The organism is Oscillibacter sp. CU971 (genome assembly GCF_905219725.1).
Classification (GTDB): domain Bacteria; phylum Bacillota; class Clostridia; order Oscillospirales; family Oscillospiraceae; genus Oscillibacter.
In genome coordinates this window covers 1-15,794 of the sequence record NZ_CAJMXG010000051.1, presented here as the reverse complement: position 1 = coordinate 15,794, position 15,794 = coordinate 1, and the positions used below count along the sequence as shown (strand labels likewise).

Here is a 15,794-nt window from a genome sequence, read left to right as displayed (position 1 = left end):
AAGCCGCCCTTCGTCCTGCCGCCCGCAAATTCGGACCAGCGCCGGGTGTTTGCGTACCTTCGCAAGCGGGGAATTGCGTCTCAGGTAATCCAACGCTTTCTGGACACCGGGCTTCTCTACGAGGACGCCCCATATCACAATTGCGTATTTGTTGGCAGGGACGGCAGCGGCCAGCCCAGGTTTGCCAGCAAGCGAGGCACCTGCGATCAGGGGGGCTCCGGCTTCAAGCGGGACGTTCTCGGCAGCGACAAGAAGATCGGCTTCCGCCTGCCCTGCGATCCGGAAATTGAGGAGGTTGCGGTCTTCGAGGCCCCCATAGACCTCATGAGCTTCTGCACCCTCTGCCCGGAGGTCCACAGCAATGCCGTCGCCCTCTGCGGGCTGTACAGCGGGTCCCTGGACACCTACCTTCGGGACCATCCTCATTTGAAATCCATTAAGCTCCTGCTGGACAACGACGGGCCGGGGATCGCGGCGGCAAAGGAGATGCGGGGGAGGTATCGGGAGGCCGGGTATGAGGTGGAGATTCGGGTTCCCAAGTACGGCAAGGACTGGAACGCCCAGCTTATGTACAAGCTCACAGGGGTGCTGGAGGAGGTGAAAAAGCCCCAAAAGAACAAAAATCCCACACAAAAGGAGGAATCCAATCCCATGGCGAACTTAGGCAAAATCATCAGCGACAAATCCACAGCGGACGCCAAATGGCGGGAGGAACGGCAGGCGGACAAGGAAACCGCCGCTGCCCTCCGGGATGCCAGCGTCATACAGATCACCAAGGACCCTCAGAAATTTGCCCGTTACCTGGAGCTTCAGGGGTACAACCCCTCCTATAGTTCCGGCAACATCGCCCTGGCCATGGCCCAGCTCCCGGAGGCCACCGTGGTCCATACCCGCGGCCACTGGAAGGACCTGGGCCGCTTTGTTCTGGACCCGGAGCTGAAAAACGGCGCCAGCATCTTCACCCGGTCCGCCACGGGCCGGGGCTACAACCTCACCAGCGTCTACGATATCGCCCAGACCCAGGGCCGGGAGCTGCGAACGCCTCAGCTGAGGGATGACACCGAAGCTATGGAAGCGGCCTTGACCGCCCTGCTGAATTTCGCGCCCGTTCAGGTGGTCGCCGGAGAAAATCTGGAATCTGGGGCCTATTACGACCCCCGGCAGATGACCCTGGCTATTGACACTGAACTCTCNGACAGCCAGGCGTTTGCGGCGGCCGCCGCCGAGATCGCCCAGGCCCGGTTTCATGACCGGGGCCGCAATCCTGTTTACAGCCGGGAGTGCTGTGAGCTGAGCGCCCAGAGCGTGTCGTACATCCTTTGCCGCCGCTTCGGTATCCAGCGGGAGCTGCCGGACCTGACGAAGATGGCGGAGCGCTGCCAGGGCTGGGAGATCGAGGACCGGCTGGCCTTCCTGAAAGAGATTCAAGGCATGAGCCGTCAGATTGGCGGTTCCATTGAGAAAACAATCGCTCCGCCCCAGAGAGCGGCTCCTTCCCGCCATGAGGCGGAACGATAATAAAATAGGAGAACATTACTTATGAAAAGATCGATTCCTTTGCTCCTGGCTGCATTCCTGCTTTCCACGCTTCTGTCCGTTCCCGTCCAGGCCGCCGAAGAATCCGGACCGGGCAGGGACAGCGNNTATTACCCCATTTCCGTAGAGGAATACACCTACGGTGACTTCGACGAGCTTCGCATCCAGAAGGTGTATCAGCTGTCCCTGGACGATGACCCCAGCCTCATTCCCACGGAGGACTTCGAGCGAAACGGGCGGCTGTACTACCTGCTGGAAATGACCCGGAAGGACGAGGTGGGGGTGGATACCAAGCCCCATGTCCAGACCGTGACCATCCCCAGCGACACCAATAACATGGAGAAAATCCTCCAGACTCTGGATACCGAGATCGAAACCGTCACGGAGGACGGCTACACCGGGAAGCTGCACCTGGACCACACCACGGTCAAGGTGACCACGGACGGCTACGCCACCAAGACCGGCACAGTGTCTGCGACTCGTACNTATCCGAATTTGTCGGACGCGGACCTGTCCCTGGTGCCCAAGACCATCTCGGACGGCGGACGGAGCTTGACCCTGGCGGACGTGCAGTGGAGCAATTCCACTCAGGAGTCCGGCGAGGGCGTGGTCACCCGCTACACCGCCACGGCCCGGTATACCGGCAGCACCTCCAGCNAATACGCCACCGGGTATACGGTGACCGCCGACTACTCCGGCGAGGTTTCCAAGACCGGCTGCAATGTGGTCACCTATACCGCCGTGTTCGGCAGCACCGAGGCCCCGAAGGACTCCGGCGTTCAGGACGGCGAACCCGTTGATGCTTCCGGTATCAAGCGCCCGCTTATGATCGGCGGCGCGGTTCTGGTGCTGGCTCTCGGCGGTGCCTTTGTGTACAAGAAAATCAGAAGGAGATGATGCCATTGAAAAAGTTCAGACTGTTCCTGCTGGCCTGCATGATCTGCGTCCTGTGCGCCGTCCAGGCCAGCGCATTGGAGTACAGCTATGACGGGGCGGACGATTTCCTCTTCGCCCGGCCCACCAGCGACGATACCATCTATGAAGTTGAAAACCCCAACGTGGACCGGAGCAAAAACGTGGCCCTGGTGGCTCCTGGCTTCGGCACTCCTACCAGCTACCTCCCCGGCTCCGGCGAATACTTGACCCCGAACCTTGTTCCTGGAGCGCTCTCCGGCGGGCTGGTGAATCAGGTGGGCAGCGCAAATTACTCTGTTTCGGAGAACGGTANCTCNAGCGGNATGGGCGGANTTTTGCCCAGCACGTCGATCTTAGACACCGGCTCTTCCGGTTCCTCCACTCCCCCGGAGCATTTCACCGTTACCACCCGGCCCAATGACACGGCTTCCGTGGGCTTCACCAGCGTCACCGAGGACAGCTACTACAGCAACGGCTCCCTGGGTACCCTGAAAATCCCCGCCATCGGCCTGAATGTCAAGATCGTCCAGGGCACGGACAGCGCCGCGCTGAAGAAAGGCGTGGGCCACTTCGAGGAAACCTCCATCTGGAACGGCAACGTCGGATTGGCCGCCCATAATCGGGGNACCAATTCGTACTTCGNCAAAATCCATACCCTGGAGGCCGGCGATGAGATCACCCTCTCCACCAAGGAGGGAACCCGGACCTATGAGGTGACCTCCGTGGCCAAGGTGACGGAAACGGACCGGAGCAGCTTGGAGAACACCTCCGACAACTGCCTGACGCTGTACACCTGCGTCCGGGATGAGCGGGACCTCCGTTGGTGTGTGAGAGCGGTTGAGCTGACGGATTAAGCTGTTCAGCGATTCCATTCGACAATCCTCCGAATCTGTGGTAGTGTTGCGGTTGCGAAAGCCCTGACAAAATCACGGAAATGGAGGAAAAGCTATGAAAAGAAACAGTAAAGTGTTTGGGATGTTGGCGGCTGGCATACTGTCCGCGGCGCTGCTGGCGGGCCCGGCCCTGGCGGCGGACCCGGAGATCCGGGTAGGCAGCTACAAGGGCAATACCCTGGAGGCAGGCGAAAGGAGCTGCCTCATCATCGGTCCTGCTGGAACGGAATACCAAGCAAGCTCCAGCGCCCCGGAGGTTATCACCCTCGAACGAGTCCTGACCTATTGGGTGGCCGTGGCCAAGGCGGAGGGCACGGCTGAGATCACCGTCACCAATGCGGACGGAACCGCCGGCAGCCTGACGCTGACGGTAGGAACCGCCGAGGCGGCAGACGACTTCCAAAAAGAAACGTCTGCTCTTGCCCAGGCGGATACCCTGGACCTCTCCGCCAACCTGGACATTCGCCTGGAGATGGTCCGGCTCATCAACGAGGTACGCCGGGAGCATGGATTGGCAGAACTGCCCACGGACGAGTCTCTCATGAACGCCGCTCAGGACGTCTCCAGCCAGTGCGTCACGGAGCATCGGCCCTATGACCACATGGCCCTCATCCGCTACGGCTGGCCTCACGGCGGGCTCTACAACCTCACCATGTTCGGCGCCTATGACTGCCCGGACATCGCCCGGCAGGCCATCGATTATTGGATCGAGTCTCCTGGGCACTATAAAACCATGCTGCTGGAGGAGGCGTCCCATGTCGGCACCGGCGTCACCTTCAAAAACGGAAAAGCCTACTGCTACATGGTCGTAGGTGATCCTACCAGCCATAATCCCTACGAATAAGGAACGATCTCACATCACACGGAGGCCCATTAGCAAATCGCTAATGGGCCTTTTTTCTTTCAAAAATTCAGTTTGGAAAGGAACCCTTTATGAACGAAAAACATCNTTCCCTGCGAACGCGCCTGACGGCCCTGCTGCTGACGCTGGTCTGCGTGCTGGGCCTGTTCCCCACCACGGCCTTTGCCGCAAGCGACACCATCACGCTGAAGGAGTTCGGCCACTCCGGCGTGGCGTATCAGTCCGCGGCCCTGGGGCGCTGCACTCTCCATGAAATGACCTTCGCAAACGGAAACCAGATTACCACCGGCTTCTGCGGCACCAAGGGTGGAGACATGGGAACGTCTCTCCAGGGCCAGACCTGGGGGAACAAGCGGTCAATCTCCGACCCCACCGTGGAAACCATGATGGCCTATTACTACGCCCATTCCACCGGCGTCTTCACCGACGAGGCGGAGGCCCTGGGCGTGGCGGACGTCTGGGGCCCCGGGTATCGGTGGTATATGAACGCCTGGGTGCAGGCTTGCATCTGGCGGTATCAGCAGGGCAGCATGAGCGATCCTGTCGTGGCCTGCGCCGAGGAGCTCATGGCTGTGTACAACACCCTGGAGGGCACCCACTACACCAGCATCGACCAGAAGCAGGGCGAGAGCTCCTTCCGGGACCGGACCCAGTTCATCCTGGACCTGGGCAGCCAGGGCGTTTGGGGCAAGTGCGCTGTGTATGAATACACCTTCACCGGCGCCGGCAGCTCCGCCCACCCCGCCGGGTCTGTGCAGAAGATCATCCTGGGCGACCTGACGGTAGAGCACATTGAGCAGGAGGAATACGTCCTCATCGTCAAGAAGGTGGACGCCACCAATCCCTCCAAGGGTCTNCNCGGAGCCGGATTCCACATTGAATCCACCNACGGCTCCTATTCCAAGGACGTGGTCACGGGCCAGAACGGCACTTACCGGATCAGCGGCCTCAGCGCCGGGACCTATGCCGTAACAGAGACCTCCGCCCCGGAGGGCTATGAAATCGACAGCGCCGCCCCGCAGTATGTCACCCTGCCCAGCAATGGGAATAATACTGTGACGGTCACCTTCCGGGACTCCACCACCATTACCGGGGAGGGCAGCATCCGCAAGGTAGACGCGGATAATCNCACTAAGGGCCTCGCCGGAGCAGTTATTAAAATCGTAGGCGTGGATAACAGCTTTGTGGGGACCTACACCACCGTCGAGGGCGGCTGGCTCACGGACGTGCCCTGGGATTCCATGCCCATTGGCAGTTATGTCGCGGAGGAAATGACTCCCCCGGAGGGCTACACCAAGAGCCCTGACCAGAACAAGGTGAAGCAGAGCTTCCATTGGGATGGAAAATCCGATGTTTCCCTCGTTTTCGAAAACGACAGCAAGGTAAAAATTCAGCTTATCAAGCTGGACGATTCCAACAATCCTCTCCCCGGCGCGGTGTTCAATATCCTGAAGGACGGGCAGATCATCGGCACCGAGGCCACCAGGGAAGATGGCAGTATCACGGTGACGGACGTGACCGAAGGAATGTACGCTTTCGTCGAGGTCTCCGCGCCGTCGCCTTTTGCCAAGCTGGTCGAGCCAGTCCTCGCTCATGTCGATCAAGCGGACGTCAATGGCGGAGGAACCATCACCGTCACTGCGGCAGATAAAAAACTGCCCAACCTGACGATTCTGAAACGGGACGCCCAGACCGGCGACGTCATCCCGGACACCCATTTTGAGATCAAGGGTATTCACTACGGGTATCACCAGGATGTGGAGACCGGACCGGACGGCAAAGCGGTCCTCACAGGCATCCCCGTGGATTCTTACGAGGTCACGGAAAAGAGCGTCCCGGACCCCTGGGTTGTCAGCGACGAGCCCACCCAGACGATCTGGCTGGGGGCTGGCGACGATCAGCAGCTCATCTTCGACAACCTGAAACAGCCTCTGCTCAAAATCTCGAAGGTGGAGAAGGGCACCGGCGAAAAAATCCCCGGCACCGTTTTTCTGCTGGAGGCCATTGACGGCGACTACCGTCAGAACCTGACCACCGGCGCGGACGGCTCCGTGGAGCTGCGGGTGGCCCCCGGCAGCTACCGCATCACCGAGCAGTCCGTCCCTGAGCCGTATGTGATTGGCGAGGAGCGGACCAAGACGATCTCCCTCAACGGCGGCGACGAGAAGGAAGTCATTTTTGAAAACCTGAAGAAGCCGGAGCTGACCCTTTATAAGATCGACGCGGACAGTCAGGAGCCGATCCCCGATACCGTCTTCCGGGTAGAGGCCATCAACGGCGATTTTCAGGACGATTGGAAGACCGGGCCGGACGGCATGGTAACGAAGCGGGTGGAGCCCGGCACCTACCGGGTCACGGAGATTTCCGTCCCCGCGCCTTACTTCCTCCCAGACAAGGACGCCGACCGGGTGCAAACGGTTTCCCTGAACGCCGGAGATGTGAAGAAGCTGACGTTCAAGAACCGCAAGGCCCCCGAGCTGACCATCTNCAAGGAAGACAGCGTGGCAGGCGCTCCCATTGAGGGGGCGAAATTCCATGTGACCTACACCAGCAATGGCGAAGCTGCCGAAGCCCCCGCCACCATTGATTTCGGCTACATTTTCACGGACGCCCGAGGCGAGATCAAGCTCCATGAGCAGGGGAAAAAGCTCTACCCCGGCGAGTACACCATCACCGAGGTGGCTCCCGCTCCCGGCTTCCAGATGAAGGAACCCACCACACAGAAGGTCATTATCCACGGAAACGAGAGCAAAACCGTCACTTTCCAGAACGAACCCTTAAACGGGATCGTCGTTGAGAAGTATGACTCTGTTACCGGCGAGGCCCTGCCTGGCTGCACCTTCCAGCTCCGTTTCCTGGGCGGCACCTCCGGCACGGGCGGCACGGTNATCGGGCAGAAGGTCACCGGGAAAAACGGCACCTGCATCTGGACGGGCCTCACTGCGGGCACCTATATCGTGGAGGAGATCGACCCCGCTGATGGGTATTCCATCATCAATTCCTCTGAAACGGTCTACATTTCGGATGACGGAGTGCAGAATGTAATCACTGTCACCTTTGACAACGCCCCGGACGGCCTGCTCCTTATCAGGAAGGTTTGCTCCGTCAATCCCAGCATCACCCTCCAGGACGCCGAGTTCAAAGTCACCTATGCGGACGGCACCCTGATCGGTGATTCCAATGGGATTTACCGGACTGACGCTCACGGAGAAATTCGCATTGAGGGCTTGAAGCCCGGCAAGAGCGTGATCGTGACGGAAACCAAGGCCCCGGACGGATTCATCATTGACACGCAGTCGCAGACCGTCCAAANTAAGGAGGGCCGGACGGTCAGCCTGACCTTCAAGAACCAGCCCAAGGGAAAACTGATTATCCAGAAGCGGGACAGCGTCAGCGGCCAGCCCCNCCCCGGCGCTCAGTTCCGGGTGACAACCGCCGNTGGCTGCGAAGTGGGCCTGGACGGTGTCATCGGCTCCGCTACGCTCACGCAGAACGGAATCTTTACCACCGACAGCAATGGTGAGATTCGGATTTCCAACCTCGCCCCCGGCGCGTATGTACTGACGGAAGTCAAGGCCCCGGTTGGCTATGTCATGGACGAACCCAGCAAAAACGTGGTAATTGGCCCCAACGGAGACACCCAAACGGTCATCGTGACCAATACTCCGAAGGGCGGGCTCATTGTCGAAAAGTATGACAAGATCACCAAGGAACCCTTGGCCGGAGCACGGTTCAAAATTACCAATGCTAATGGAGAGCTGCTCCCCGATAATGAGGGACTCACCTCCAGCAATGGCCTCTATACCACGGACCAGAATGGACAGATCGTAATCTCCAAAATTCAGCCCGGCACCTATGTCGTGACGGAGGACAAAGCCCCTGATTTTTATGAGAAGGACCCCACGCCCCAGACGGTGGTGGTCAACGCCGGGGACACGCAGACACTCCGATTCTATGACGCCCCTCTCTGCACCCTGACCATCCTGAAGCGGGACGCCGTGACCCATAAGCCTCTGGCTGGGGCGCAGTTCCTGGTCCAGTACAGCGACGGGCATGTGGCCGGCCCCAACAATGGGCTCTACACCACCGGCGCCGACGGTACTGTGACGGTCTCCGGCCTGAAGCCCAACGCTACCGTTGTCGTGTCTGAGCAGAAAGCGCCGAAGGGCTACATTCTGGATCAGACGCCGAAGAATATCGTCGTCCGCTCCGGTGTGGCCAACGGCCTGATTTTTGACAATCAGCCCGGAACAACACTGATTATTCAAAAGTTCATTGAGGGCACCGAAAACGAGCCTCTGAGCGGCGTTGCGTTCAAGGTCACCGACGGCTCCGGAGCGGCNGTCGGCCCTGATGATGGGACCTATTNCACGGACAANGCCGGCGAGATCGTGCTGAGCGGCATTGAACCCGGCACTACTGTGAAGGCCCGTGAGATCAAGACGGTGGACGGCTTCGTGCTGGATGGAACGCCCCAGGACATTCTCATCAAGGGCGGCGAGGTACAGCGCCTCACGTTCTGGAACAAACGGGCCGGAACTCTCATCATTGAAAAACTGGATTCCGTCACAAAGGCCCCCTTGGCGGGCGCACAGTTCAAGGTGCTCTACGCCGACGGGCGCGTGGTCGACACCGAGGGCGGCAAACTTTCTTCCAACGGCATCTACACCACCGACAGCAACGGGCAGATCAAGATCACCCAAGTGACTGGTACCCTGGTGGTCACGGAGGAAAAAGCCCCCGACGGCTATGTCATGGACCCCAACAGCAAGAGCCAGACCGTCGTGGTCAATCCCCAGGATACCCAGACCCTCCGCTTCTACAACGAACCCATGTGCAGCCTGACGCTGACCAAGTTGGATTCTGTCACCGGAAAGCCTGTGCCCAACACGGAGTTTACCGTCAAGGACGGCAATGGCAATGTGCTGGGCCGCTACACTACCGGAAAGGACGGGACCGTCGTAGTAACGGGCCTCATCCCCGGCAGCACCGTTGTGGTGTCTGAAAGCAGAGTCCCGGACGGCTATGTTTTGGACACCACGCCCAAGACCATCATCGTCCAAAATGGCTCCGGCAACAGCTGGACCAGCGGCTCTTCCGGCGGGACCAGTTCCGGAGGAAGTTCCAGCGGAGGCAACAACGATCTCACTTTCGAGAACGACCCCAAGATGACGCTGACAATCCACAAGTACATTGAGGGAACCGCCAACGAACCCCTGGCTGGCGTAGCCTTCAAAGTGGTGGACGGCTCCGGCAAGCCCTTGAATCCCGACGGAGGCATCTACTACACAAACAATGCGGGCGAGATTGTGCTGGAGGGCCTGGAACCCGGCACCACCATCACCGCCCAGGAGATCAAAACCGTGGACGGTTACGTCCTGGATGGCCGTCCCCAGAGCATCAAGATCGAGGCGGGCAAGGCTCAGAATCTCACCTTCTGGAATGAACCCGCCGGTTCGCTGATTATCCGCAAGCTGGATAAGCAAACCGGAAAGCCTCTGGCTGGCGTAGAATTTGAGGTAATCTATGCTGAGGGCGGCTACGTTGACACAGACAATGGACACCTCTCCAGCAAGGGCCTCTATACNACTGATGACCACGGGGAAATCCATATCTCCGGCATCGTGGGGACAGTTGTAATCAAGGAAACCCGGCCCCTGCCCGGATATACCATCGAACCGGGCAGAGAGAGCCAGACTATTACGGTCAATCCCCAGGAAACACAGACGGCAACCTTTTACAACATCCCCGCCAACACGCTGACGATTCAAAAATTCATCGACGGCAGCGACAATGAGCCGCTGGCTGGCGTGGAATTTCTGGTAACAGACAGTTCCGGGGCTGTCGTGGGACCCAACAACGGCTACTATACCACCGACAAGGATGGACGCATTTCCATCCCCGGCCTGACCCCCGGCACGACCATCACCGTCAAAGAAACCAAGACCCTGGACGGCTACATCCTCGACGGTCAGCCCCAGAGCATCCTCATCAAGGAGGGCGAGGCCCAGAGCCTGACCTTCTGGAACAAGAAAGCCGGAGGGCTGATCATCAACAAGATCGACGCCGCAACCAAGAAGCCGCTGGCGGGTGTGAAATTCAAAATCACCTACGCCGACGGCTCCAATGTGGACCTGGATGGCGGAAAGATTTCCTCCAACGGTCTCTACACGACGGATTCCCTGGGCCAGATCAAAATCCCCGGTATTGTGGGCACGATAATCGTGGAGGAAATCGAAACGCTCCCCGGCTATGTCATCGATCCGAACACCAAGCGCCAGACTGTCCAGGTGAACGCCAATGACACCCAGACCATCACCTTTGAAAATGTCCCTGCAGGCGGCCTGGAGCTGATCAAGGTCAACGAGGCCGACAAAACCCAGCGCATTCCCAACGTCAAGTTTGAAATCCGCAGAATGGACGGCGCTCTGGTGGAAACCGTCGTTACGGATTCCACGGGCCGGGTCCATGCGGACCTGGACACCGGGGATTACTATGCCGTCGAGATTGAGGCCGCAAAGGGCTTCAAGGTCGATGAAACCCCGCAGTATTTCACCATCAAGGATGGCGAAACCACCACACTCACGGTGACGAACAAGGCTTTCTCGGGCATTTTAATTCACAAGGTTGATTCTGTCACCAAGAAAGGCATCTATGGCGTCAGCTTCCTGCTGTACGACAGCGCCAACACTCCCATCGGGCAGTACACCAGCGACAATTCCGGGTATGTGTACATCGAGGGCATCACCACGGCAGGCCGCTACTACCTGCGGGAACTGGAGAACGAGGGCTACATCACGGACACCCAGATGAAAACCGTCTATGTAAAGCCCGGGGAGACCACCCTAGTGNAGTGGGAGANCACCCCCATTTCCGGTCAGATTCAGATCACAAAGAAATCCGCCGACTACAATTCCACCAATGGCCTCCCCGCCGGAACGCTGCTGGAGGGCGCGGTCTTTGAAATCTACGACAAGGCCAGCAACCTCGTGGACACCATCCGCAGCGATGGCCGGGGCCTCGNCGTTTCCCNTNAGCTCCCTCTGGGCCGCTATACCATCCGGGAGGTCAAAGCGCCCGCCAATTACGGCGTAAACGAAACGCCCCTGACGGCATACCTGGAGCACGAAGGCCAGATCGTCCGCTTCGAAGTGACAAACAAGAGCATGACCACCGGCGTGTCCATCACCAAGACCGGCCCCGCCGAGGTCATGGCGGGCCAGCCGGTCAATTACATATTCTCCGGCATCGNCAACAGCTCCANNGTGCGCCTTGACAATTTCTATTGGCGGGACACGCTTCCCGCCGAGGTGCGGCTGGAGAAGATCGTCACCGGCACCTATAACTTCCCCGGAACCTATAAGATCACCTACCGGGTGAACGGAGGAGAGCCCCAGACCCTGGCGGACAACCTCTCCACCCAGAAAAACTACACCCTCGCCGCCTCCGCCACGGCTCTGGGCCTCGCCAGCAACGAGCGGGTCACAGAAATCATGTTCGTCTTTGGGCAGGTCCCCGGCGGCTTCGCCCAGGTGGAGAAGCCCATGATCCACTGCAAGGCCGTGTCCAGCATCGCCGCCAGTTCCTTTGTAAACAAGGCGGACGTGGGCGGCACCTACCAAGGCGTATGGGTCCAGGCGGTCAGCCGCTGGGTGACCACCGTCTACGGAAAGAAGCCCTCCGTGCCCAAACTGCCCCGTACCGGCTATTGATTCCCGCGCCCAGGCGGTCCGCTTTCCGGCGGGCCGCCTGTAGTCCTATACATTATAAATATATCACCAAAGAAGGAGACTGTCTATGCTGAAAATTGCCGCAACCGGAAACCTGACCAACGACGTGGAGCTGAAGACTCAGGAGGACGGCAGGCCCTACGCCATCCTGCGGATCGCCTCGGACCGGCGCTACCGGGCCAAGGACGGAACCCGCCTCACCGATTTTATCTCCATCAAGGTCCGCGGCCCCCTGGCGGAACGCTGCGCCGCCATGGCCTATAAGGGCTGCAAGCTGGCCGCCGTCGGGGACTTCGAAACTGTCACGTTTGGGGCCCCCATGGGAGCCCAGCGCAGCGGGTCCCATGGGGAGAGGAGGAGCAGCGAAATGAGTGAGCTTTCGCCACAGGCGGAAGCGAAGGATATGGAGCTTGCTCCGACGAAGGACCCCACCCGCCAGCCCGGCTTCCTCATCAAGCCCAGCGATGTGGAAGTGCTTTCCCCCAGAAAGGCGCGGGAGGCCGCCGGGGCCATTGACGCTGCCAGAGCAAACCGGGAGGCCGCCGCCTGCGGGATGCCTGAGAGTGAGGCCATCGCTTAATGCGGAACACTGGCGTCGAATATGGCAGCGCGGACCGGACCNCNGTGGTGCTGCNGGAGATGGCNGAGCTGCTCCCCCCTCTCACGGGGGAGCAGCTGACCGCCCTGGAAGCGGACCTGCTGAAAAACGGATGCTACTCGCCTATCATCGTCAATGAGGATATGGGCATCATCGACGGACATAACCGCCAGCGGCTGTGTGAGGAGCACGGGATTCCGTATAAAATGGCGGTGTTCTCGTTTGAGGACTTGCTGGAGGCGAANCGCTGGGCCATTGAGAACCAGCGGGGCCGCCGGAACCTGGAGAAGTGGGAGCTGGGCAAGATCGCCCTGAAGCTGAGGCCGGATATTGAGGCGAAGGCCAGGGCCAATCAGGCTGCGGCCGGAGGAGACAAATCTGGAGAGGGAGCGCTTTTGACAACATTGTCAGAAGCGCTCCCTCCTGTCAGCACGAGGAAAGAACTGGCTGAGTCGGTTGGCATTGGCGAGGTCACCATGGGCAAGGTCATGCAAATTGATGAGCACGCCCCATCCACCGTGAAGGAGGCCCTGGACAGCGGGGACCTGTCCGTGAACCAGGGCTACAACATCACCCGTCAGGTTCAGGAGCTGCCGGAGGAGGAACGGGAGGAGGCCGCCGCTCAGGCGGTGGAGCTTCTGAAAGCGAAAAAGGAGGTCCAGGCCATCGACGCTGAGGCGGACCGCCGGGGCAAGATCGCTTCTCTCTTCTGTAAAGCCTTTGAGCGAGCCGTCCTGCTGACCCCCACGGAGGAAAACGTCCGTATCTGGGTGGAGAACACCCGCATGCGGCCCGACGAAATCGAGGATTCTGTCAAAGAGGCCCGCGAGCTGGCGATTGTGTTCTCCGCCATCGCGGATATCCTGCAAACCTTTCTGCCGCAAAGAGAGGAGGGCTCCTCATGAGAGAAGAAATCTCCGTCCGCCAATGGCAGGAGCAGTTCAAGGCCGGATTTTACGACAGCCCGGACATTCACACACAATGCGGGGCGGGCTGGTACGACTGGTTCTGCCAGGATAAAGCTCTCGCCGGACGGCTGAAGAAAATCGCCAAGGTGGTCATGGGAATTACCTCCCCCTTCATCCTGGACAACTACTATGTCTGGTTCAAAAATAACGCCCTGACCACTGGCCAGATGTACGACGACGTCCGCTTTGAGCCGCTGTCCGGGAAACGGGATGGGAAGTATTTTCTAATCACCCTGGATCATCCCTGCCAGTCTGGAAAATGGGCGCTGACCACAGAGCGGTACGGCTTCGGAACGCCGGAATTTGTGTGCGGCAATGTGCGGGAAATGCTCCGGTACATTGATAAGCTGGGCGCGGAGCTGGAGAAAGAAGTCCCTGGGCCGCTTATTCTGGAGGAAAAGGCCGTCGCTGAATTCATCTCCAGCCAGCCGGATCTCCAGCACGCCGCTTTCCTGCACCGGATAAGTGAGCACACCTACAGCGTTTTCACGCCTAAAGAAAACCGAAAAGAGTTTATCCATGCGGCCCTGAATCCGGATGCCGCCCCCGTAGGCTTCCAAAAAGGTCAGGCGGTGCAGATCAACGGCGTCTACGTCAGCCGCCATAACCATGAGGCGGTGGCGCTCCCCGATTTTGACCATAACGGGAAGAAAACGCCGAAAAAGAGAGGAGGAAAGGAACGATGAGCAAAGAATATCCCGCGCGGGCGGCAAGCCCTCCCGGCAGGCCGATTCTGCCACCGGAAGCGGAAAATGAAATTCTTGACACACTGTTCACCAACTGCCATGGCAATATTTTTTACATATTTTCCGCATGTTTATAGCCGTTTCTGTTCTATTTCATTTGCTTTCCGGCACTCTTTGAAAACAGCATTTCCATGTATTCCACGCCTGTCTGTGGCTGGTTATGTGGTCAGAAACCCTTGCGGCACTTGGGTTTCCAGTCCTGAAGCAATATTGTTCCAGGCCAAGAAAGTGGTCAAATTTGAATCNGGCTGTCTTAAACCGGCTGTCAACTCAGAGGAAGTATCAAGCGATGAATTGCACCTCCGTCTACAATGATAAGCAGATTTCCTAAAGTCCTGTCGCACACAGATACTGTATAATTTGCTTGCTTTTCACCTCTGTATTTCTACATTTTATTCCCGAAAATCGCTCGACTTACGGACTCCATTCCAGTATTGTATTGCTTGCAAAAGTACCCCAAAATATGGAATACAGGAGGAAAACGTATGACCAGCATGAAAAAACGCATTTCCGCCGTACTGACCGCGGCCACCCTCACTATCGTTCTCACCATCCCCGCAATGGCAGCGGAGGCGACTGACGAAACCGTCCGGGTGAGTAGCTGCAAGGGTAGTTTCCTGGAAGTGGGAGAGCGCAGTGGCCTCATCATCGGCCCCAGCAGTACGGAGTACGCCGTCACCTCCAGCGACCCGGACACGGTGGCGGTGGAGCAAGTGCTGACCTTCTGGGTGGCTGTCGCCAAAGGGTCTGGAACTGCGGAGATCACCGCATCCAACAGTGCCGGGGAGCGCGGGAGCATGATGCTGACGGTCGGCTCCGTAGCCCCCGCTGCGTCGGAAGCACCTGCCAGCGGGGATAGCGCCGACCTGATGGGCAACCTGGAGATACGGCAGGAGATGATCCGGCTCATCAACCAAACCCGAAAGGACAACGGGGTGCCAGAGCTACCGATCAGCGAGGCCTTGATGAACGCCGCCCAAGCCTGCTCCAACCGGCGATACACCTGGCATCACGCTCCGGAGGAAAGCCAGGCCGCTGTCGACGCCGGCTATCCTTACGGCTTCGGGTCCAACCTCACCGTGTTCACCGGCACAGTAAACGCCGCCCGGCGCACCGTCGACAACTGGATCAACTCCCCTGGGCACTTCGAGACCATGATCGACCCGAGATGCGACTGTATCGGCGTGGGCGTGACCCAGTGCGACGGCATCACCTACTGCTATATGTTCGTTGGAATACCTAACAGCGTCAACTTCTATGCGTAATCAAATAATACTCAAAGAGGGCCGTCCAAGAAACTGGATGGCCTTCCCTCGTGATGGCAGAAAACAGGGTACAGACAGAAAAATATAACGCCGGGAGGGCACAGATTTACTACTCAGATATTGCATAGCTGTAAACAAAGAATTAAAGCCCTTTATCAACCACAACGGATAATCATAGTGCAGATTGCAATTGTTCGCATAGTGGTATAACACTGCATCTACCAGTTCCCGCTTTTCCCATTTGCTTCTGTTCCCGGCTGGTGGAAATAATGGCTCTATCA

At 58.7% G+C, this 15,794-nt stretch carries 10 protein-coding genes; all 10 read left to right on the top strand.

The features are described from left to right. Window positions 1-1,518 (top strand): DUF3991 and TOPRIM domain-containing protein (locus JX325_RS05680; protein ID WP_204790190.1); only part of this gene is annotated, 1,518 nt, incomplete at its 5' end. A 21-nt stretch (window positions 1,519-1,539) separates the two neighbouring features. Then, window positions 1,540-2,433 (top strand): hypothetical protein, encoded by an 894-nt coding sequence (locus tag JX325_RS05675; protein WP_204790189.1) that lies wholly within the window; start codon window positions 1,540-1,542, stop codon window positions 2,431-2,433. Then, window positions 2,433-3,305 carry a class D sortase gene (locus JX325_RS05670; RefSeq protein WP_204790192.1) on the top strand — a complete coding sequence of 291 codons (873 nt, stop codon included), beginning with the start codon at window positions 2,433-2,435 and terminating at the stop codon, window positions 3,303-3,305. The genes JX325_RS05675 and JX325_RS05670 overlap by 1 nt, the downstream gene beginning before the upstream one ends. Window positions 3,306-3,399: 94 nt before the next feature. After that, a complete protein-coding gene (locus JX325_RS05665) occupies window positions 3,400-4,188 on the top strand; it encodes a CAP domain-containing protein (RefSeq protein ID WP_243413943.1) in 789 nt (262 codons plus the stop codon). A gap of 89 nt (window positions 4,189-4,277) precedes the next feature. Continuing rightward, window positions 4,278-11,918 (top strand): SpaA isopeptide-forming pilin-related protein, encoded by a 7,641-nt coding sequence (locus JX325_RS05660; RefSeq protein ID WP_204790188.1) that lies wholly within the window; start codon window positions 4,278-4,280, stop codon window positions 11,916-11,918. Window positions 11,919-12,003: 85 nt separating this feature from the next. Next, a complete protein-coding gene (locus tag JX325_RS17965) occupies window positions 12,004-12,516 on the top strand; it encodes a single-stranded DNA-binding protein (protein WP_243413942.1) in 513 nt (170 codons plus the stop codon). A gap of 59 nt (window positions 12,517-12,575) precedes the next feature. After that, entirely contained in the window at window positions 12,576-13,439 is an 864-nt protein-coding gene (locus tag JX325_RS05645) for a hypothetical protein (RefSeq protein WP_243413941.1), read from the top strand. Then, window positions 13,436-14,188, top strand: a complete 753-nt coding sequence (locus JX325_RS05640; protein ID WP_204790186.1) for a hypothetical protein — start codon at window positions 13,436-13,438, stop codon at window positions 14,186-14,188. Before JX325_RS05645 ends, JX325_RS05640 begins: the two co-directional genes overlap by 4 nt. Continuing rightward, the gene (locus JX325_RS05635) at window positions 14,185-14,325 is read left to right on the top strand and encodes a hypothetical protein (RefSeq protein ID WP_204790185.1); all 141 of its coding nucleotides are present in this window, start codon (window positions 14,185-14,187) and stop codon (window positions 14,323-14,325) included. The genes JX325_RS05640 and JX325_RS05635 overlap by 4 nt, the downstream gene beginning before the upstream one ends. Window positions 14,326-14,733: 408 nt before the next feature. Beyond that, window positions 14,734-15,513, top strand: a complete 780-nt coding sequence (locus JX325_RS05630; RefSeq protein WP_204790184.1) for a CAP domain-containing protein — start codon at window positions 14,734-14,736, stop codon at window positions 15,511-15,513. Window positions 15,514-15,794 lie beyond the last annotated feature (281 nt).

Coding starts and splice junctions, on each gene's coding strand:
- JX325_RS05640 (WP_204790186.1), top strand. CDS start 13,436: ATGAGAGAAGAAATCTCCGTCCGCCAATGGCAGGAGCAGTTCAAGGCC.
- JX325_RS05665 (WP_243413943.1), top strand. CDS start 3,400: ATGAAAAGAAACAGTAAAGTGTTTGGGATGTTGGCGGCTGGCATACTG.
- JX325_RS05630 (WP_204790184.1), top strand. CDS start 14,734: ATGACCAGCATGAAAAAACGCATTTCCGCCGTACTGACCGCGGCCACC.
- JX325_RS17965 (WP_243413942.1), top strand. CDS start 12,004: ATGCTGAAAATTGCCGCAACCGGAAACCTGACCAACGACGTGGAGCTG.
- JX325_RS05635 (WP_204790185.1), top strand. CDS start 14,185: ATGAGCAAAGAATATCCCGCGCGGGCGGCAAGCCCTCCCGGCAGGCCG.